We start from the raw sequence: 17,710 nt of genomic DNA, 5'->3' as shown, positions 1-17,710 counted from the left end.
CCACCTGTCGGCGGACGGCCGATGCCGGACGCTGTCGCTGGTCCTGACGCCGGGCCAGTACGGCGACAGCCCGCAGTTGGAGCGGGTGCTGCGGGGGACGGTCTTTCGAGCAGGCTTCTCAGCCCTGCGGGCTCAGCCCCGCCACGGCCAGCCGGAACAGCCGGTCCGCGCGGGCCGCCGGGTCAGGGTGGTGCTCCGTCGCCAGGACGACACCGACGATCAGCGCGATCAGGTCGGCGACGGTGACGCCTTCCGCCACCGCCCCGTCCTGTACGGCGCGCTGCAGCAGGGGGTTCCCCGCCTCCGCCATCATCGCCGAGCAGGTGTTCTCGTGTACGGGGTCGGTCTCGGCCCCGTCGTAGGCCAGTGCCGCTGCCAGCCCTCGGGCCGCGACGCAGTAGGCGACGACGTCACTGAGCCATTGCAGGAGCGCGTCACGGCTGTCGCCCTTGCCCGTCAGCTCGCGGGCACGGGCGGCCAGGGCCTCGATGCGTTGATGGGAGACCGCCTCCAGCAGCGCCCGGCGGGTCGGGAAGTGGCGGCGCACGGTGGCCGAGCCGACCCCCGCGACGCGCGCGATCTGTTCCAGGGAGGCGCCGGCTCCGTGTGCGGCGACCTCCTCCTCGGCCACGGCGAGGATGCGCGCATAGTTGCGCCGGGCGTCTGCGCGCTGGCGGTCGGGCATGGGCGTCATCTCCAGGGTTGCTAAATGGCGGGGGCCGCCATATCTTATCGCACAGAAAACGGCGACCCCCGCCGTTTATAGCTCCGAGGAGCACAATGACTGCACATCCCGCACCCGTCCTGGTCACCGGCGCCACCGGCAGGCAGGGCGGCGCCACCGCCCGAGCCCTGCTCGCCGCAGGCGTACCCGTACGCGCCCTGGTGCGTCACCCCGACACCCAGCGAGCCAAGGCCGTCGAGGCGCTGGGCGCCGATCTGGTCACCGGTGATCTCCACGATCGCGATTCGGTGGTGCGGGCCGCCACAGGTGTCCGCGCCGTCTTCTCCGTTCAGATGCCCGCCCTGGCCGCCGAAGGTTTCGATTTCGACGGAGAGGTGGCCCAGGCCGTCAACCTCATCGAGGGCGCGCAGGCTGCGGGAGTGCCGCAGTTCGTGCACACCTCCACCAGTGGCGCCGGTCAGCACACCGAGGCTCCCGGCTGGATCGCAGGCCGCTGGGGCTCCTTGGACGCCAGCCTGGGAGCCAAGAGCACGATCCAGGACCGGGTCCGTGCGGCCGGCTTCTCCCGCTGGACGATCCTCAAACCGGGTTTCTTCATGGAGAACTTCCTGCCGTCCATGGCTTTCCTGTTCCCGCGGGGTGTGGAAGGCGGTTTGGTGAGCGTCGTGAAGCCGGACACCCGGCTCTCCCTCGCCGCGGTGGACGACATCGGCAGGGCAGCCGCCGCAGCCATCGCCGAGCCGGAGCGGTTCCACGGGGTCGAGCTGGAGCTGGCGAGTGACCATCTGTCCATGACGGAGGTCGCCGAGGTTCTCTCCCGCGCGCTGGGCACACACCTGCCCGCGCCGGACATGACCGAGGAACAGGCACTCGCCGCCGGAATGCCGGCGATGGGCGCCTCACACGAGTGGATGAACATAGCCGGGCAGCCGGCCCGCCCGCAGTACGCCAGGGACCTCGGCCTTCCGCTCACCAGCTTCGAGGAATGGGCTCGGCAGCACCTGCGGCCCGCGGCTTGACACAGAGGGGACGGCCGACTGCTCGGCGTCACCCCGGAGCTGGTCCTCATCCCTGCCCCGACCATCGTCTTGCTGATCTCAGCCGTCAAGATGGCCCGCCACGCCTGACCGTGCGCACCTGCTTGCCTTACGTCCCTGACACTCCACAAATGCAGCTGACCAGCTATTTCGCTCGTCAATCCGAGATCACCGTCGAAGACGGGGCAGTCGAGGGTCACCGAGGCGGAGTCACGCCTTCTCGCTGAAGTGCTGCGACGGGAGACGGCCCGCTCAAAGTAGATCGGATGGGCGCTACGCCACGCCAAGAGCGGAGCTGGTCAGCCGCCGAGGACGAGCTGCGCCGGGCCGGCACCGAGCGCGACCTCCAGCGCGAGCGCGCCGCGGCCGCCGAGCAGCAGGCCCAGGCCGCCGAGGCCGGACGCGAGCGCGCTGGCGAGCAAGGGCGAGAACTGCGCGACCGGCTGGCCGTCGCCCAGGCCGCCGCCGGGCTGGTGCTGCCCGACCTGGCCGACCTCAGCGGCGACCCCGGCGACGGCGTGCGCGGGGTGCGGTTGCCCGAGGCCGGCCTCGCCGTCGCCCGGCAGCCGGACGGCGCCGTGGTGCTGCACCACCAGGGCCGGCAGATCCGGCTGAGCGACGGCCGGCACGCTGCCGCGCACGGCCGCGCCTTGGCCGCCGCGCTGCTGGCCCTTGCCTCGCCACGATCCTGAGCGCCCTGCGCCCCGTCCCCATCTGCTGTTCGACGCCGGCGACGGATGGCCGCGCTCTCCGATCGTCGAGGAGGCTGAGTGCAGAGATCAGCGGTACGCCTGTCGCCGCGCTCCGGGCGGGAGAGGAGGGCAGGCCCACCGTCGGGACATCGGCCCGCGGAGGTGACCGCACCCCGTTGGCCGGTTGCGGACAATTCCCGTCTCCGCCTACCCGAGGGGTGTAATCAACCCCTTGCGGTAAGTAACGTCAATGCCGGTCCGGTCCGCGCGGGACCGGCCGTGATGGAGGTAGCACATGCCATATCCCACGCGCGCGGAGCGACTGGACCGCGTCCGGGCCACCCAGCAGGGCCGCCCGGCCACCGAACGCCTCGCCCGCCGGGCAACGCCGCCCCCGGCCGTCTTCTTGCTTGTCGGGGTGATGCTGCGCGGTGCCGCGCGCCTGGAGGCCGGGCTGGAGCTGACCGAGCTCGAACAAGAACTCGTCGACATGCTCCGGACACTGGCGGACGACGACGAGGAGGTCCGCGCGTTCGGCCGCACCTTCACCGAGGAGAACGTTGCCGCCACCCGCCAGACACTCTCCGCCACCGTGGCCGATCGCCCCCTCACCGAGGGCTACACACAAGACGACCTGGCCAAGGACATCGCCGCCCTGGGCGAGGAACTCCGCGCCCTGCCCAACGTGAACTTCGTGAACATCGATGCCCTCGCCGAGGACGAGCCCCTCGACAGCGAGGACTTCCTCCAGGCCATGGCCGACTACGGCTACGGCGTCACCGTCGTCGGCAGCTCCCGCTCTGACGCCGCGACCCCGGTCTCGCCCCCGCCGATAGACCTGAGACTGGACCTGCAACGGTTCGAATGCCGGCGCAGTACCGGAGACACGGTGTTCGGCCCTCAAGACGAGATCTACTGGGCCTACGCCTCAGCCAACGAGACCGCCAGGAACAAGTGGAACAAGACGCGGGAGTACGGCGACGTCCAGACCGGTTCGGTGCGCGTGTTCGATGCGGGCACCACTCTGTTCAACGGCCGGGTCGGCAACAGCCTGCCCATCCACATCCAGTGCTGGGAAGCCGACGACAGCCCCTCCTCCTGGCACAGCAAGCTCGTCGAGGACCTGAAGAAGATCGGTGACAAGCTGCAGCAGATCGCCTACCAGTTCAAGGACAATCCCGCCTGGTACTGGGAGGGGGGCGGATCGGACATCGGGGATTACCTCACTGTCATCACCGCGCTCGTCCAGGCGCTGATCGAGTGGTTCCGCAACGACGACGACCTGGTGCAGAGTCGCACCATCGTCTTCAGCCGGCCCGCGCTTGCCGCGCTGGCCAACCGCCCGGGCGCCATCGACCACTGGGGCTTCAACGGCATCGGCCGTTTCGATCTCCACATCCGCCTTACCCTGCCTGACGAGGAACGGCTGCGCCTGACCACTTCCTCCAACGCCGGCACCTGGAGCCAGGGCGCGCTGCTGCCCACCGCCACCGCTCGCACGGGCGCCGCGCTGGCTGTCTTCGACGACAAGCTGTACTGCGCGCACACCAGCGGCGACTTCCAGCAAATGTGGTGGTGCCACTACGACGGCACCAACTGGAGCGGCGACACCCTCTTCCCCGGCCCCCTCAGGAACGCCACGCCCGCACTGGCCGCCTACGACAACAAGCTGTACTGCGTCCACCGTGGCAGTAACGACAACGAGCAGCTGTACTGGTCGACCTTCGACGGCACCAGCTGGAGCGCCGCCACGCCCATCGGCGGCCACGCCAGCCCCTCCGCGCCGGCGCTGGCGGTTCTCGGGAACACCCTGTACTGCGTCTACCGTGGCCAGGGCAACGGCCGTTGGCGGCAGGCCCGCCGCGGGCAAGTTGGCGGCATATTGAAAGCTTCGGGCTGGAGGAAGAGGTCAGCGTCCAGTAGGGGCCTGGCGTGTAAAGGGTGCGCTGAAACGTTGTTGCGTGAATGTGCGCTTCTCCGCGGCGGGGGCGGTGGGGTGGATCTGTTGGCAGGCGTGATCTAGGTGTGGCGTGCCTGCTGAGGCGCGATTGCAGCTTAGATGATGGTGCGGTCGTGGTGGCGGTGAAACGGCGGCCAGCTTGCGGTTCGCTGGGGTAGGGGGCGCAAGGTGGGTAGCCTCGGATCTGGTGGAGGCAGCAGGCACCTGCTGACTGAGTGGGACAGGAGCTCACCCATCATGAAGCGGCCATTGTCTGGAGAAGAGCTGGGCGACGGGTCCCACGCGGGCAGCCGTGCCGCAGCTCCAGGCGAGTCTGGGAAGAGGGGGAGCGATGGGCAGCAGGGTGTTGTGGCCAAGGCCGTGCCCGGCGTTTCCGTGGGCGGCATGACAGAGCCGGAAGAGGTCTTCAGACGGGCTCTGGCCCGCCACGAGCTCCCCTATCCACCTGTTGTGGGGGCGACGGAGCCGGAGGAAGTCTTCCAGCAGATGGTCAACCCGCGCTCCCGGATGTGCTCCCCGGCCAGGGGTGATGCTGGTTAGCGTGCTCTTGAGGATCCTGGTGACCCGGGCGCGGTGGCCGCTGATCGGGAGTGGCTGGTCGCCATGATGGCCAGACGTGCCGGGGGCGGTGCGTGAGCGGCGTGTCGGTGGTGTAGAGGCCGCTCAAGGCGGTGGCGAAGCCGTTCAGGTGCGCCCTCCACTGATCGTCTAACGCTGTGCTGGCCGGCGTGTCGGTCATCGTGAGGAAGTGCAGGTGGCGTAGGGCGTGGAGGAGCACGTCGATCTGTCGTGGCGCCGGGGCCTGCGTTGCGGGGGTGGGTGTGGGTTTGCCTGCTGCCTCGACCCGTTCGGCGGTGATGGCCTGGGCTTGGGGCCAGGCGGTCTGGATGGGGTTGGTGGGGTCGAGGATGGCGAGGTAGGTCAGGACGATGGCGTTGTTGCCGGGCCGCCAGCTGGTGGAGTGCAGGAGGCGGATGGTGGTGGAGATCCCGTGGGTGGCGAGCAGTTGGTGGGCTGCGGTGTGCGGGGCGCGGTCGAGGTCTGTTGATTGCCATGGGGTGGTGCCGCTGAGCAGCCAGATGGCGTGGTGATCGGCCGTGAGTGGCCATACGTCGAGGCGTGCTGCGAGTTTGGTCGGTGTGAGGGGGGCGGGGTCCGGGGTGGGGGATGGGGTCGCCACAGGCTCACCTACACGTGGATCTGACTGTCGGTAAATATCTGGGTTTGGGTAGGTTAGCGCACCACCCGGCGATGTTCGGGCTGAATCGCCGGCAGGGCCGACAACACCGAGCGCTGCGTAATCTCCGCCCTGCGGAGCTGCCTTCGGCCGCTATGCGGCGCTCGGCGGAGGTGGACCGGCTCCGGTACGGCCGCCGCCGCGGAGTGTGGGAGTGAACGGGTGCCCGCGCAGGGCCTGCTCTACCACCTCGATGGATTGGGCCAGCGCGATGAGGCGCGGGCCTTCGATGCGATAGGCGTCGAGCACGGCGTGGATGGCGTCAGGGGGCAGATGGTGCGTCAGCTCGCGGGTGGCCTGCCGGTAGCCGGTCCGGGCTGCCTCCACAGCGCCTTGGACGTACAGTGCCGCTTTGTGGGCCAGGGCGATGGGATGGCGGCGGAGCGCGTCGAGCTGCCGCCACTCGGGTGGCCCGGCGTCCAGGAGCCAGGCCACGGCTGAGACCTCCCAGTCCGGCGTGTCCGGTGGCCTCACGGCGGCGGGCCATTGTGGCGGCAGGAACATGCTTCATCGTATGCGTGGCCGAGGTGGTCGCCTGCTCGGCTCAGGCTGCTCGCGCAGGCATGCCAAGGCCCGCGGGTGTTGTGGAGAGCTATCGGAGGTCGCGTCCAGCGCGGGCGCGCAGCATCTGGGGATCCAGGCGTGGAACCAGCTGCGGGGGAGAACCGGCAGCCAGGGCGGCATCTGCGAGGGCGTTCCTCATCCACTCCAGGTTCACGCGAGTGCCGTCCTCCTGGGTGAGCAGCGGTTGGCCGGCTGGCCGGCCGGTGCACAGCTTGGCCACCCAGGCGCGCAGGTGCGCAGGGAGGGGGAAGGCCACGATGTCGTCCCGGTCGTCGACCACGGTGACGAGCGCGAGCTCGATGCCGGATGGCAGGTGGATGTCGCGGTCGGTCAGCTCCGACAGCGCGGCCGCCGAGGTGCCGGTGGCTTCCAGCAGCGCGACGGCGACGGCCTCGGACAGGCGTCCCTGTTCGGCCAAGCGAGCGGCTCCGGCTCGCACGAGGCGGCGTTGGGCCGGTGTGAGCCGATCGGCGGTGCAGCCGGGGGCGTTGGCGGGTGCGGCGCCGCGGCCGCGGGTGAAGGTGTAGAAGGAATGCAAGATGGCGCGTCGGCGCATCACCGTGGCCTTGGCCAGTGGTGTGCCTCGGGGCGGTAGGCCGGCGACGAGGGCAGCCAGGCAGTAGGCATCCACTTGCGGCTCGGCCGTGAGCAGATCGCCGTGGCAGGCTGCGGGGCCGGAGGAGTTCAGCCAGCGCAGGAAGGAGGCTAGAACCCGCAGTCGGGTGCGGCGCAACGGCAGGGACGGCTTGTCGCGTAGCCAGTCTCGGAGTGCCTGCACCCTTGTGCCGTCCAGGTCGTCGAGGAGGTCGACGTCGGCCGCTGGGACGTCGCCGGCCTGCCCGTTGAGGCGCGGATGCAGTCCCTCGATGTGGCCGATGCCGTGGATCTGCGGGTCGGCCGCGAGCTGGTGGGGATCGGCGCCGGGGGAAACGGGGAAGCCTGAGGGGCCATGTCGTTCCTGGCCGGTATGTGAGGTGGGCATGAATCAGCACACGGCCACTGGGTGGCGCGGGCCGCGGGCGATGATGGCGGGGGGCCGGGAGGTGGGGCCGCCGGTGGGTAACTGACGACTCATCCTGTGATCATGTCACAAGACCGTCCGCGCACCGCCTTTCCGACGGGTCTGCGGGGATGCGTCTCTGCAGGGGCTGAGGCGGTAAGACCGGCCGGCGGGAAGGCGGCTTGTTGCTTCGGCGTGCCGAGCTCCGTCGACCTGCTGGTAGCGATGCAAGCTAAGCTTGTGCCTTCCTGGGGCGGGAGGAGATCAGCGTGGCAGTCAGTCGTTCCCGGCAGATGCGCGACCTGGCCCGTACGCTCAGCACCGTCATTGCCGGCGATGTCGAGGCAGTCTTCGCGGGGCCTGGCTGGGACTTTCGGTGGTGCGATGGTCCGGCCAGCTCCACCATGCGGGCTCTGGTGCGAGAGCACGCTTCGGTCGGCCTCGACTGTGGGGCGATCGGCCTCGATCGGAGCATCTCCGCAGAGGCGTTCGCTGTGCAGGCGGTGCGTCTGGCGATCGCGGGAGACCTGTCTTTCAGTGGACAGGAGTACCTGGCGGGCCGCATGGATTGGATCATCCGCGACGCATGCCAGCACCTTGACCATCCTGATCGCGCCGAGGATGACCAGGTCGCCACCATGGCGGCACAACTGATCCAGGTGGCCGGCCGCGACAGCTACCGGGTGTCGGATCTGCTTGTGCAGCACGGCGGGGTGTCCTGGCTGCTGCCAGAACCTTCTCCGGCGGAGGTGGCCGCCTGCCCGCGCGTGGCATTGCAGCTGCTCACGGCGCGCTACGCGAGCGGCGTTGCTGCCCAGCAGTGGCGTCAGCGGCTGACCACTTTGCAAGATGACGCGGCGCTGGCTGCAGCCCGTGCCGACCCTGCCGCTGACGCCATCGTCGACGTGGCCGTCCTGGCGCTGGCCGCCGAACGCCGCGAGCGCGTCCTGGCTGAGCTGGACGCCGAACGCCTGGCTGATCTGGATCGGGCACGTGGGCGGACCCCGGCGGTGTCCTGGTCGTTGATCGGTCGCGCTCTGCGGGGGATCACCTGGCAGGCGGCCCAGCAGCAGCATGATCGGCTGAGGGCTCAGACGGAACGCCGGCGGGTGATTCGCTGACCGAGCGCTGCCTGCGCGCCACGGCGCTCTCAACGATGTGCTGTGTCGTACTGCTCCACGATGGTGGCGGCGATGCGCCCCCGCTCGCTCACCGGCAGGCCATGTTCCTTGGCCCACTGGCGGATCTCCATGCTGCGAGCCCGGCTCATCGGACGCGCGCCGGACGGCCTGCCGCCGCGTCGCTGGCCCGCGGTGCTGGTCCGGCGGGCGTGTGTGACGAACGGGCTGAGCGCATCCCGTAGCGTCTTGGCATTTGCGTCAGTGAGGTCGATTTCGTAGGAGGATCCGTCGAGCGCGAAGACAACGGTTTCGCTCGCCTCCTCACCGTTCACATCGTCGATCAAGGTCTCTACGATCTGCTTAGCCATTAACCGCTCCAGGCGTGAGGTGCATATAGCTGGTTCCGATATCCCAAATGTAGCGGTAGTGGCTTGGCGATCACAGTATGCCGCTCGTCCAGTGACCGGTTTTCCGTAGATTGTGTGAAGGCCGCAATAGTGAGCGCTGCGCCTTGGGGCCCGTCGACGGCGAGACGCTCGTGAATCTCGGGGCGACCTGGAGGGCGGGATCCGGCTCGGCCTGCTCTTGCGGCGCTCCCTGCTGAGGTGGCTTACTCGGTGAGCGCACCACGGGCGCGGCGCGCATCATGCGCGAGACGTTGGCTGATAGAGCGCGCATCGCGGAGCGTTTGGCTGCCTGCGATGACCAGAGCATGAGATGACTGTCTGCCCAAGGTCGCACGAGCGCGGCGTTTGTCCGTGAGCGGGCTTGCTGCGCTGAGCAGCCTGACGCGGTGGCCGTATTATGAGTGCTTGATATCCCCTGGATCGGTGATTTGCCCGGCGTGCACCTCATGACGCGCAAGGGTGCACGCGCGGGAGGGGATGCGGTCCCGGCTTCCCGGAATATTGTGCCGCTGGATCGGTTTTGCCGGGAGGCTAGGTGAGGATCTGGTGGAACAGGGTGGCCATGGCCACTCCGGCCAGAACGCCTGCTGTCACTCCGGCTGCCAGGCCGACCGGGATACCCGTGCCTGCGCCGGTTATCAGGACGACTGCCCAGCGCAGGGGTAGCGCCTTACTGTCAGCGGTGTGGTGGCCGTCGTAGTCGGCGTCGTTGTTGGCGTCGTGCGTGGCGGCATTTCTGGCGAGGCTGCTGGGGCCGTTGTCGGCGGCATCGGCACGTCCGGGCGTGGCAGAATCCCCGATATCCTTCGTGGTTCGGGGTCGGGATAGTAGTCTCACGAGGAGTCCTTTTCTTTTCGACGGGATCTGGACATCGCAAGAACGGCCTCCCGGCGCATGGGGGGCCGTTCGCGTTTGTGGCGGCTTCGGGCCGCTTGCGCGTAAGACTCCCACAAGTCAACCGCCTGTGTCCCGTAGATCTATCGTCTAATTCTTCATCCTCCGGGGGCGGCATCTCTGTATCTGATCATTCGCCTTTCCCCGGGGGGTTTCACATGACACTGCGTGTCATGTGCACTCGTCGCGAAAACCTGTGAGGGCCATGGAAGAGATCGCCAGCGACATCGCCCGGTTGCTCCGCCACCTCCCACGCAGCCGAAATGGTGCCAGTACGCAGGGTTTCAGGAGCCGCCGATGGTGTGGCGATCGCAGAGGCGTATGCTCCGATTGCTCCCATCCGATCCCTTCCTGGATGAATGACGGAAGCTGTCCCGTGTCAAACGTGAAGGTGACTCTCACATAGAGCTTCTTGTCGCCTACCGGGGGCATTTCATTCGGTCGCGGCCCTATCAGCTCGCACTCCTTGCCGAAGCCGCGTCCCTGTCGATCTCCGGTGTCCGGGTGATGACTGACCGCGACAGCGCGCGAGGAGGTTGCGCGCCGCCTGGGCGGACCGGACGTAGGCTTCCAGGCAGTCCATGGCGGCAGCAGGTCTGCGGCCAGGCCTGGGCTGGATGACTCGCTGGCGATGCTGGAGAGGTACGCGCCCAGCGGCCCCCAAGACGGCGCGTAGCGCGACACGAGCGCGCGGCCACGGTTCGGCTGTCTGATGGGCTGCCGTCCGCAGCGGCCGCTTCGGCATGCACGGCAGGGTGCCCCCGGGGACACCATGGGCCACCACAGCGGTAGCGCTGTGGTGGAAGCCTGGCTCGAACTGCGTGGCCGTGCGGGCCGGATAACCACAGGCGGCGGGTGAACTTCGGCGCCGCGCGCTGGGGGGCGTACCTGTGTGCTGTGCCGGGCCTCCGGCACGCGGGGGAGGAGGCGTTCCTGAGCTGGGGGGTATGAGGGATGTCAGCGCGCCTGCCGCGGATCGGTCTCCCGCAGCACCTGCAACTGAGTCTCGTCCGGTAGCTCGTCGAAGAAGCGGGCCTGTCCGAAACGGCGATCCTTGTCGGCCAGGGCTGCCGCCTCGCTCTCGCCGGCCAGCTTCAACCATGCTGCGTTGCACCAGGCACCGTCGGGGTGCTGCGGCGTGGGAACGAAGGTGTGCAGCCGGCCGTGATCGAAGCACCACGCGAACCATCGCGACTCACCCATTCTCTGGACCTCCTACGGGGGATGGGCTGGCTTGTTCTGCTTGCATGCGTTGAGGCCGATCATGGTGCCACTCGGGTCCGACAAGGGCCCGATCGTCAGCATGTCGGGATTGGCTCACACCCTTGCCGGTAGCAGCCAGGGGCGGGAGGCAGGCTCTAGCCAGGCGGGACAGGTGGGATTTGCGCGCGTCTGCCAGGGTAAGGCTCGATCGTGCGATGGTCTGGCGTGCGGGCTGGACCCTCTCCGTGGTGATCTGCCGCCCCGCCATGCGCGTGCGGGGCGGCCATCATGGTGCCGCATTTTCGGGTGGCGCTCCTGCCCCGCATGCCTGGCCTGCTTCAGTGCTTGAGCAGGGCTCGGCCTGCTGGCCCGTATCGAGTGATCCGACAGGCGAGGGAGAGGCACGGCGGCCGGCGAACGCTCGTTGGGGCAGGCAGTGGTGCGCAATTCCGCACGGAGCCGCACGGAGCCGCACTGCGCCGCACGGAGGAGTCGCGCAGGTGATGGCCTACTCCTCGGCGGGCAGAATGGGCCAGCCGGTGGTGACGGTTTGCGGTTCGGCCCACGTGATGGTCACGGTGAGTGGATGAGGCGAGTCAGGGGGATCCCAGTAGGGGACGCCGGGCGCGCGCTGGAAGGTCTCCAGCGCCTCGTGCACGGCGAACTCGCTCACCGCGGTGCCTGCCAGCAGAAGCAACGCCTGCTCAGAGCTGAATCCCTGGTGCAGGTGATGCAGGGCGCGGAAGGGGAACAGCGGGACAGCGATGACGCCCTGGTCCTTTCCATAGGGGGAGGATCTCGGATCGAGAGGCTTACGCGTCGCAGGGTCTGCGCGGTCGGCACAGGAGATGAGCAGATTTCCGGCGTTGCCGGCGAAGAGCATCTGGTCGATCTCCAGCGCGGTGTCGGGGTGCAGCCATCGTCCCGTCATGCGCCAGGCCGCGCTGGTCAGGTCGCACCACAGGGGATGCCACGGGTCGTGCTGGGCCTCGGCCAGGTCCGCGGGCAGCGCTTCAGGCAGGGCCTCTGGCGGGATGGCGGTGCTGGCGCGCGCCGCCTGTTGCCCCCACAGCAGCAGGTCGCGCCCGTCGGCCAGGTGGGCGGTGACGGCCGTGATGTGCTCGGCGAGGGGGACGCCTGCCCAGGCGAACTCGTCCCTCAGCCATGCGGCCAGCAGGGCACGGCAATGAGCGTGCCAGGCCGGCAGATCGAAGTCTGCGGGATGGGCACATCCCGACGACGATGACCGACCGGTGCAAGGCAGGGCGCTGTGGCCACCGGTCAAGGCAGGCTCAGGGGCGGGCTCGGGGGTGGTGGGCACGCATGCCTCCATGCGGGGTGGTGGGTCCGGCTGGTCGATCAAGAGCCCCGAGTTGGGCTGCGATCACGGGGAAGGGAGGCGGCGCAGAGCTGTGTGGATCTCCTCCAGGGCGGTGGGGTCGCCGGTCATCACTCGTAGAAGGGCGGGCCGTAGCCGCTGATCGGCGGCTATCTCGCGTAGCCGGTCGGTCCCGGTGCGGTAGTCGGGATGCCCGCCGATCTCCAGAGCCTGCAAGAGGACGTCGATCGTCTGCTGCAGGGTCAGCCGGGCGGTGGGCAGGCATCCGTGGGGGCACTGCATGTTGGCGGTCGCCCCGGCGCCGTACAAGCGGCAGATCGTCGGCCGGTTCGCGTGATCACCGCACCGGCCGGCGGGCGTCAGCAGCGGGCACGGCGCGCCGGGCGGCCACTGCTCGGGCCGGGGAATCCACGTCCCGCTCGCGTCATGAATGGTCTGCCGTTCCAGGTCTGACACGTCGATGGGGGAGCGGCACGAGCGCTGGCAATATCCCTTGCATGCCACCTCGGGCAAGGTGGCGTACAACTCGCGCAGGGCCTGCAGCGCGGCGGCCCTGCGCGCCGCGCTTTGGCCTTTCTCACGTTTGGGCATCAGGACGGTCCTCTTCTGCTCGCTGTCCCGGGCGCACGCATCGGGCCTGCGGGCCAGCACTCTATCCGCAGCTTCACCGGTTGGGCGGAGGCGACTTGTCAGCGGTCACGATCCCTTTGTGGAGCACCTGCGCGTAGGTGCTGCACAGAGCGGCAAGGTGGAAGGACGCCGTGTCTCACACGCAGGCCAGGTTCGCCTCGAACTCTCTGGATGTCGCTGGCGCATCATGGTCTGGGCCGATCGGCCAGCTGCCCGACCACGCCCGCCAGGAGCACGATGGAGGCGACGAGCAACTCGCGTTCCGGGAGCCGCCCCGATGCGACACAGGACTGGCGTGGAACGAAGGCTTGTGCGAGCGCGGGCGCCAGCCTCCACTTCGCTGTACCTGACGCTCTGGCGCGGCCGGGTTTTCTCCTCGCCCCGGCGGCGTCGCAGTTGTAGCGTGTGGTCGACGGGCAGGACTGCTGCCCCCGTCGGCATCACGCGACCCGGACTCGCAGATGCGTCATCGACGGGAAGAGATGAACATCTCGCCAGAACGAACGACGACCTTCGGTGCCGACGGCACGCTGGTCCGGGGATGCGTGCTGGAAGGACGGGCGCATGTCCCGGGACAAGAACGCCGTGCTACGGCAGACCTACACCGGCGAGCCGTACGACGCGGCCCGGCAGTGGTACCGGACCGCCGGTCTGTACAACGGCCTGGTGCCCGACGCTGTCACCCCGCAGCAGCAGGGACTGGAGGCGGCGCTGCTGCGGGCGCTGGCCCGTCCGCTGCTGCTGTGGCCGCCGGCGCCGGCCCGGACATTCTTCGGTCTGGCTGGCGTCTCGCCCGACCTCGACCGCCTGTTGTTGCGGCCGGCCAGAGGTCAAGCCGCGCGGCTGCTGGCTCAGGTGCTGCCTGCCGCCACAGCCGAACGGCTGTCCGGGGTTCCTGGTCTGCGCGCTCATCCTGGGCGGCGGACGGGGGTGAGCCTGGCGCAGCTCACCGGCGGCGCGATCGTCGCCGTGGCCGGAGGCCGCGCCGACATGCGCGAGGCTGCGGCCATGCAGCGTGCCGCGGGAGCCGAGCCGCTGTGGGTGGGCAACTTGGCAGTGGAGGCTGCCGAGCTGCTCGCGCAGCGCGAACTGCTTGCCGGAGTTGAAGCCGAGGAGATCGAGCTGTGGAGCCAGGCACTGCGCCGGGCGGGCCTGTTCATGGACGAACAACCCGACTGGGGGGTGCGCGCTCCCTCCCGACGTGAGGTGGAAGGGCCTCGTCCAGAGCAGATCCGGGCGCGTCCGATCGGCGGACGTGAGCGGGTGCGCGGGGTGGTGGCGGTGATCTCCGGCAACGGCCGCGGCGGGCTGGGTTGCACCACCAGCGCTCTGGCGCTGGCGGCCGCGCTCGCCCGTGGCGGCACCAGCGTCGCGCTGCTCGGATTCGCCGACGACCACAGTGGCCTGCACCGGTTCGGGCTCGTGCCGCCTTCCGCACCTGGGCAGTGGCAGGATCTGACGGCTGAGTTGCCCATCACCGTCGGGCTGCTGGCCGACGCCCGGGATGTCGCGCTGGACGACGCGCGCGGCCGGGCCGACGTCGTGGTCGTCGACGCCGGATTCCGGCTAGAGCACCAGGCCGTGCTCGACGCCGCAGACGCAGTCATAGCGCTGGCCCCCGACTCGATGCCGTGGACCAGCACGGAACTGGTGGACCTTCGGCCGGACTGGGTGCAGCTGATGGCCTGGCTGGATGAACGGTTCGCCGGCTTCACCCGCACCACCCCGATGCGGCACCTGCTGAACTTCTTGGACCTGGCCTTCTCGTGCTACGTGCTGGACCGCGACGAGGACGGCGACCCGGCTGTCTACGACATCCACGACCCGGGCGAGGTCGACGAATGGTGGGGTGACTCGCTACCCGCAGCGTCCATCGACGCCGACGACGTTGCCGAGCTGGTGTGGAGCGCCGACGAGCTCCTGGAGGACGGCGAGGCCGATCGGCGCGCCTGGCGGCAGGACTTCCTGGCCTTCCTCCAGCAGGAAGGGCAGCGACGCCACCCCGGCCTGTGGCAGCGCGCGACCCGCCACTGGATGGAAGCTCATGACGAACCAGATGGACCGGTCGATGACCGGCGAGCCACGGTCGTCGACGCCGACTATCTGGAGGAGTTCCTGGCTCACATCGACGGGGAAGCCGTTCAGCGGTGGGGCGAGAAACTGTGGCAGGACTACCACCCGGTCTGGGCGGCCGCGCTGGAAGCCGGCGACGACCTCACCCAGTCGTATGACCACCTGCTGCTGACGCGGCATCATCCGCTCGCGCCCGCCGTGGTGGCCCACGAGATCACCCGACAGCTCCGCCCCCTGCCCGTTCCGGTCGATGTCATCCTCATCTCCCGCACCACCAACCACATCAGCCCTCACCAGTTGGCCGAGGTTCGTGAGGTTCTTCGGGAGGACGGCGTCGCTGACGTTCGGGTGATGCCACACTCCACCGCTTTGGCGAGTCTTATGCATGATGGCGGCGCACTCACCCGGCAGCCCGCAGCCGCCCGTGGAGCTGCCGATCATCTGGCCCACGTCGTGGCCACCGTGCTGCGCACCTGATCCCCCGTCCCCTGCTCAGCGTCTGCTGTGCCCGCTCTGCTGGGCCGTTTCTCGTTCGGGGATCCTGGTCAGGTGAAGAGGTAGAGGATGCGCTCGGCTTGGCGTTGAAGGGTGCCGGGCGGATTGTGGGGTGTGGCCGGTCCGTCGGGCCCGAGCTGGAGAAACCAGCCGAGGGCGATCAGGCGGCGGAAGCTGTGCACGCGCTCGGCTTCTCGCCAGGTCAGATCGAGGCTGTCCAGCAGCAGCCTGGTGTCGAGCGTCCCGTCGAGCCGGGAGATGTGCTCGGTGAGCTCGCCGAGCTCGAAGGCCCGGTCGTTGCGACCTGAGTCTTCCCAGTCGATCAGCCGCACCGTTCGATCGCGGTCGTCCCACAGCATGTTGGCGTGGTTGCCGTCGGCCAGGCCGAGGACCGGCGGGAACGGATTGGCCAGGAGCTGGTCGGGAGCGTTGGAGTTCACCCACGCGGCCCCGACGCGGAAGGCTTGGCGAACGAGCCCATCATGGCCGAGATCGGGGTGTGCGTCGGCCAAGGCGCGGATCTTGCGCACCGCTGTGGCTGGACCCCAAGGGGCGGGCGCGACGTCGTCCACGACGGCGCGAGGGATCTGGTGCAGCCGGTTCAGCGCGGTGGCGATGGCCGCGATCTGCTCGCCGGTGGCGTTCATGCCGCGCACGACCTGGCCGGGAAGCCGGCTCATCACGATCAGCGGAGAGTCGGACTCGAGTGCGGCTTCGACCGGTTCGGGAGCCAGGCCCGGTGCATGTTCGGCGAGCAGGCGAAGGGCGGTCCACTCCCGGCGTGGTTCTCCTCGTTCCCACGAGGCATAGCGTTTCGTCACCGTGTGATCGTGTAGTTCGATGCCGTGGGTGCACCTGCCGACCGTCATGTGCGGCTCGCTCTCCGTGGGGCGGGAAGTTCTCGATCACGTTCCGTGGGCGTCGGGAGCCGACGTTACCGCCGCGGTCCGGTCGGGCCGCGGTGTCGAGTCCCACCGGCCGGTGGCCGTCATCGTCGTGGACGGGCGCGGGCGTGGAGGACGGTGAGCGCGTCCTGGTAGGCGCTGGCCGGGTCGTCGGTGGGAAGGGCGATGAGCTGCCATTCGTGCCCGGCGGAGGCGAAGGGGTACCATCTGCCGTCATCTCCGTGGCGGATCTCGATGTCTGCCGCCGGGTCGGTGACGCGGTTGTCGGCGGTGGTCAGCGCAGCGGCCGAGTCCGGGCGCGACGCGCTGATGGCCGCGGCGGCGTCTTGGAGAACTTGGGGGTCGTCGCGGTAGGGATACAGGCTGGCGCGAACGCCGGGGGCGCCGGCCAGCTCGTAGGCTTTCAGGAGCCGGCGGAATGCTTGCGGTTCCATGTCGAGCCGGTGGGCCACGAACTCGGCGCGCTCCCCGGCCGGCAGGGAAGCGGTCAGCCGCACGGCGTCGACGACCGGGTCCGTCTCGAGCAGGGGGCCCTCGGTCAGCAACTGCTGGGCCTGACGGGATGCCTCGGTGACCAGATGGCGAAGCAGGTGTAGCGGGGGCGCGGGAGCCGGTGGCTCGGACAGTTCCAACGAGGCGAACCCCGCCGTAGACGCATCCCCGCCGGCGGAGGCCTCGCGTGCTGGAGGGGGCGGTGCGCTGCCGTCCCAGTCCCGGTAGGCCTGATGGGCGGCGATGTAGGGACCTGCCGGGCGTGGCGGCCTCCGGTGCTGGCCGGGCGTTTCAGGGACTGCCGCGGTGACGGGGCCGGCGGCGTCCGGCGCTTGCAGGAGGGTGGTCAGCTGCCGGTGGGGAAGACCGCGCAGGGTCAGCAGCAGGGAGGGGTTGGCGTGCAGACGCATGGCGACGGCGTGGCCGAGGGCAGCGGTGTGCCGGCACGGTGCCTGCCGGCAGTCGCAGGCGAACATCAGATGGGCGGCGCCGGGGACGATGACGATGTCGCCGGTGTGGGCGGGATCGGTCAGCGCGGCGGGTAGCTGCCCCTTCACGACGGCGTTCTTGTGGCGGCCGCGGGCCAGGGCTGCGGCCAGCGCCCGCTGTTCCTGCTGGGTGAGTGGGGCGATGCGGATGGTGGCGCGGGCGGGTTCGCCGTGGCGGGTGGTGATGAGGGCGCTGATCTGTCCCGGTTGGGGGTTCATCCGGGCCGGGACGGCGCCGGAGCGGTAGAGGTCGTAGCCCTGCAGGAGGGTGGCCGGGCTGCTGGTGGCCTGCTTGTGGGCCATCTCCCAGGCCAGGGCCCACGTCACTACCGGGCTCGACGTCGATCACATCTCGTGCCCTTGGCTGAGGCTTGGGATTCCGGCGCCTACGACTGGACCGCCGCCCAGCGCCAGGCGTATGCGAATGACCTGGTCGAGTCCTGGGCACCTGGTGGCAGTGACGGCTTGCGCAATAGGCAGAAAGCGGA

Annotated in this window: 16 protein-coding genes; 5 read left to right on the top strand and 11 right to left on the bottom strand. The window is 69.4% G+C overall.

Annotated elements, in window-relative coordinates:
• Positions 1-118 precede the first annotated feature (118 nt).
• A complete protein-coding gene (locus AB0J71_RS46525; RefSeq protein WP_352328251.1) occupies positions 119-685 on the bottom strand; it encodes a helix-turn-helix domain-containing protein in 567 nt (188 codons plus the stop codon).
• A 95-nt stretch (positions 686-780) separates the two neighbouring features.
• On the opposite strand from AB0J71_RS46525, the gene AB0J71_RS46520 reads away from it, so the two are divergent.
• The 3 genes from AB0J71_RS46520 (at position 781) to AB0J71_RS46510 (ending at position 4,437) form a co-directional block, all read left to right on the top strand.
• The gene (locus AB0J71_RS46520) at positions 781-1,704 is read left to right on the top strand and encodes an NmrA family NAD(P)-binding protein (protein WP_364420669.1); all 924 of its coding nucleotides are present in this window, start codon (positions 781-783) and stop codon (positions 1,702-1,704) included.
• Positions 1,705-1,988: 284 nt separating this feature from the next.
• Positions 1,989-2,414: a hypothetical protein gene (locus AB0J71_RS46515; RefSeq protein WP_352328253.1), complete on the top strand. Its 426-nt coding sequence runs from the start codon at positions 1,989-1,991 to the stop codon at positions 2,412-2,414.
• A 295-nt stretch (positions 2,415-2,709) separates the two neighbouring features.
• Entirely contained in the window at positions 2,710-4,437 is a 1,728-nt protein-coding gene (locus AB0J71_RS46510) for a hypothetical protein (protein WP_364420667.1), read from the top strand.
• A gap of 427 nt (positions 4,438-4,864) precedes the next feature.
• On the opposite strand, the gene AB0J71_RS46505 is transcribed toward AB0J71_RS46510, so the two are convergent.
• The 3 genes from AB0J71_RS46505 to AB0J71_RS46495 all read right to left on the bottom strand — a co-directional run bounded on the left by AB0J71_RS46505 (position 4,865) and on the right by AB0J71_RS46495 (position 7,157).
• Positions 4,865-5,554 (bottom strand): hypothetical protein, encoded by a 690-nt coding sequence (locus AB0J71_RS46505; RefSeq protein WP_364420666.1) that lies wholly within the window; start codon positions 5,552-5,554, stop codon positions 4,865-4,867.
• A gap of 150 nt (positions 5,555-5,704) precedes the next feature.
• Positions 5,705-6,046 carry a hypothetical protein gene (locus AB0J71_RS46500; protein ID WP_364420664.1) on the bottom strand — a complete coding sequence of 114 codons (342 nt, stop codon included), beginning with the start codon at positions 6,044-6,046 and terminating at the stop codon, positions 5,705-5,707.
• A 157-nt stretch (positions 6,047-6,203) separates the two neighbouring features.
• On the bottom strand, positions 6,204-7,157 hold the full coding sequence (locus AB0J71_RS46495) for a hypothetical protein (RefSeq protein ID WP_364420662.1): 954 nt from the start codon (positions 7,155-7,157) through the stop codon (positions 6,204-6,206).
• 287 nt (positions 7,158-7,444) lie between these two features.
• On the opposite strand from AB0J71_RS46495, the gene AB0J71_RS46490 reads away from it, so the two are divergent.
• Positions 7,445-8,296: a hypothetical protein gene (locus AB0J71_RS46490; protein WP_364420660.1), complete on the top strand. Its 852-nt coding sequence runs from the start codon at positions 7,445-7,447 to the stop codon at positions 8,294-8,296.
• A gap of 29 nt (positions 8,297-8,325) precedes the next feature.
• Here AB0J71_RS46490 and AB0J71_RS46485 read toward each other — a convergent pair whose 3' ends face one another.
• The 5 genes from AB0J71_RS46485 to AB0J71_RS46465 form a co-directional block, all read right to left on the bottom strand.
• A complete protein-coding gene (locus AB0J71_RS46485) occupies positions 8,326-8,664 on the bottom strand; it encodes an Lsr2 family protein (RefSeq protein ID WP_364420658.1) in 339 nt (112 codons plus the stop codon).
• A 570-nt stretch (positions 8,665-9,234) separates the two neighbouring features.
• The gene (locus AB0J71_RS46480; RefSeq protein ID WP_364420656.1) at positions 9,235-9,540 is read right to left on the bottom strand and encodes a hypothetical protein; all 306 of its coding nucleotides are present in this window, start codon (positions 9,538-9,540) and stop codon (positions 9,235-9,237) included.
• A 1,014-nt stretch (positions 9,541-10,554) separates the two neighbouring features.
• Positions 10,555-10,800 (bottom strand): hypothetical protein, encoded by a 246-nt coding sequence (locus AB0J71_RS46475; protein ID WP_364420654.1) that lies wholly within the window; start codon positions 10,798-10,800, stop codon positions 10,555-10,557.
• Positions 10,801-11,308: 508 nt separating this feature from the next.
• Complete coding sequence (locus tag AB0J71_RS46470) at positions 11,309-12,121, bottom strand: hypothetical protein (RefSeq protein ID WP_364420652.1); 813 nt, start codon at positions 12,119-12,121, stop codon at positions 11,309-11,311.
• A 63-nt stretch (positions 12,122-12,184) separates the two neighbouring features.
• Positions 12,185-12,730 (bottom strand): YkgJ family cysteine cluster protein, encoded by a 546-nt coding sequence (locus AB0J71_RS46465; protein ID WP_364420650.1) that lies wholly within the window; start codon positions 12,728-12,730, stop codon positions 12,185-12,187.
• A gap of 603 nt (positions 12,731-13,333) precedes the next feature.
• Here AB0J71_RS46465 and AB0J71_RS46460 point away from each other — a divergent pair.
• On the top strand, positions 13,334-15,319 hold the full coding sequence (locus AB0J71_RS46460; protein WP_364420648.1) for a hypothetical protein: 1,986 nt from the start codon (positions 13,334-13,336) through the stop codon (positions 15,317-15,319).
• Between the two features lie 68 nt (positions 15,320-15,387).
• Here the strand turns inward: AB0J71_RS46460 and AB0J71_RS46455 are convergent, their stop codons facing one another.
• Together AB0J71_RS46455 and AB0J71_RS46450 are read right to left on the bottom strand one after the other, a co-directional pair.
• Complete coding sequence (locus AB0J71_RS46455) at positions 15,388-16,206, bottom strand: aminoglycoside phosphotransferase family protein (protein WP_364420646.1); 819 nt, start codon at positions 16,204-16,206, stop codon at positions 15,388-15,390.
• A gap of 119 nt (positions 16,207-16,325) precedes the next feature.
• Entirely contained in the window at positions 16,326-17,549 is a 1,224-nt protein-coding gene (locus AB0J71_RS46450) for a hypothetical protein (RefSeq protein ID WP_364420644.1), read from the bottom strand.
• Positions 17,550-17,710 lie beyond the last annotated feature (161 nt).

The sequence above is a fragment of the Nonomuraea sp. NPDC049637 genome (genome assembly GCF_040675235.1).
Taxonomy (GTDB): Bacteria; Actinomycetota; Actinomycetes; order Streptosporangiales; family Streptosporangiaceae; genus Nonomuraea.
This window is presented reverse-complemented; position numbering and strand designations above follow the sequence as displayed.

What these genes read in the sequence shown, in the direction of transcription:
- AB0J71_RS46495 (WP_364420662.1), bottom strand. Translation starts at nt 7,157, where the DNA reads ATGCCCACCTCACATACCGGCCAGGAACGACATGGCCCCTCAGGCTTC.
- AB0J71_RS46520 (WP_364420669.1), top strand. Translation starts at nt 781, where the DNA reads ATGACTGCACATCCCGCACCCGTCCTGGTCACCGGCGCCACCGGCAGG.
- AB0J71_RS46465 (WP_364420650.1), bottom strand. Translation starts at nt 12,730, where the DNA reads ATGCCCAAACGTGAGAAAGGCCAAAGCGCGGCGCGCAGGGCCGCCGCG.
- AB0J71_RS46510 (WP_364420667.1), top strand. Translation starts at nt 2,710, where the DNA reads ATGCCATATCCCACGCGCGCGGAGCGACTGGACCGCGTCCGGGCCACC.
- AB0J71_RS46455 (WP_364420646.1), bottom strand. Translation starts at nt 16,206, where the DNA reads ATGACGGTCGGCAGGTGCACCCACGGCATCGAACTACACGATCACACG.
- AB0J71_RS46460 (WP_364420648.1), top strand. Translation starts at nt 13,334, where the DNA reads ATGTCCCGGGACAAGAACGCCGTGCTACGGCAGACCTACACCGGCGAG.
- AB0J71_RS46515 (WP_352328253.1), top strand. Translation starts at nt 1,989, where the DNA reads ATGGGCGCTACGCCACGCCAAGAGCGGAGCTGGTCAGCCGCCGAGGAC.
- AB0J71_RS46485 (WP_364420658.1), bottom strand. Translation starts at nt 8,664, where the DNA reads ATGGCTAAGCAGATCGTAGAGACCTTGATCGACGATGTGAACGGTGAG.
- AB0J71_RS46525 (WP_352328251.1), bottom strand. Translation starts at nt 685, where the DNA reads ATGCCCGACCGCCAGCGCGCAGACGCCCGGCGCAACTATGCGCGCATC.
- AB0J71_RS46475 (WP_364420654.1), bottom strand. Translation starts at nt 10,800, where the DNA reads ATGGGTGAGTCGCGATGGTTCGCGTGGTGCTTCGATCACGGCCGGCTG.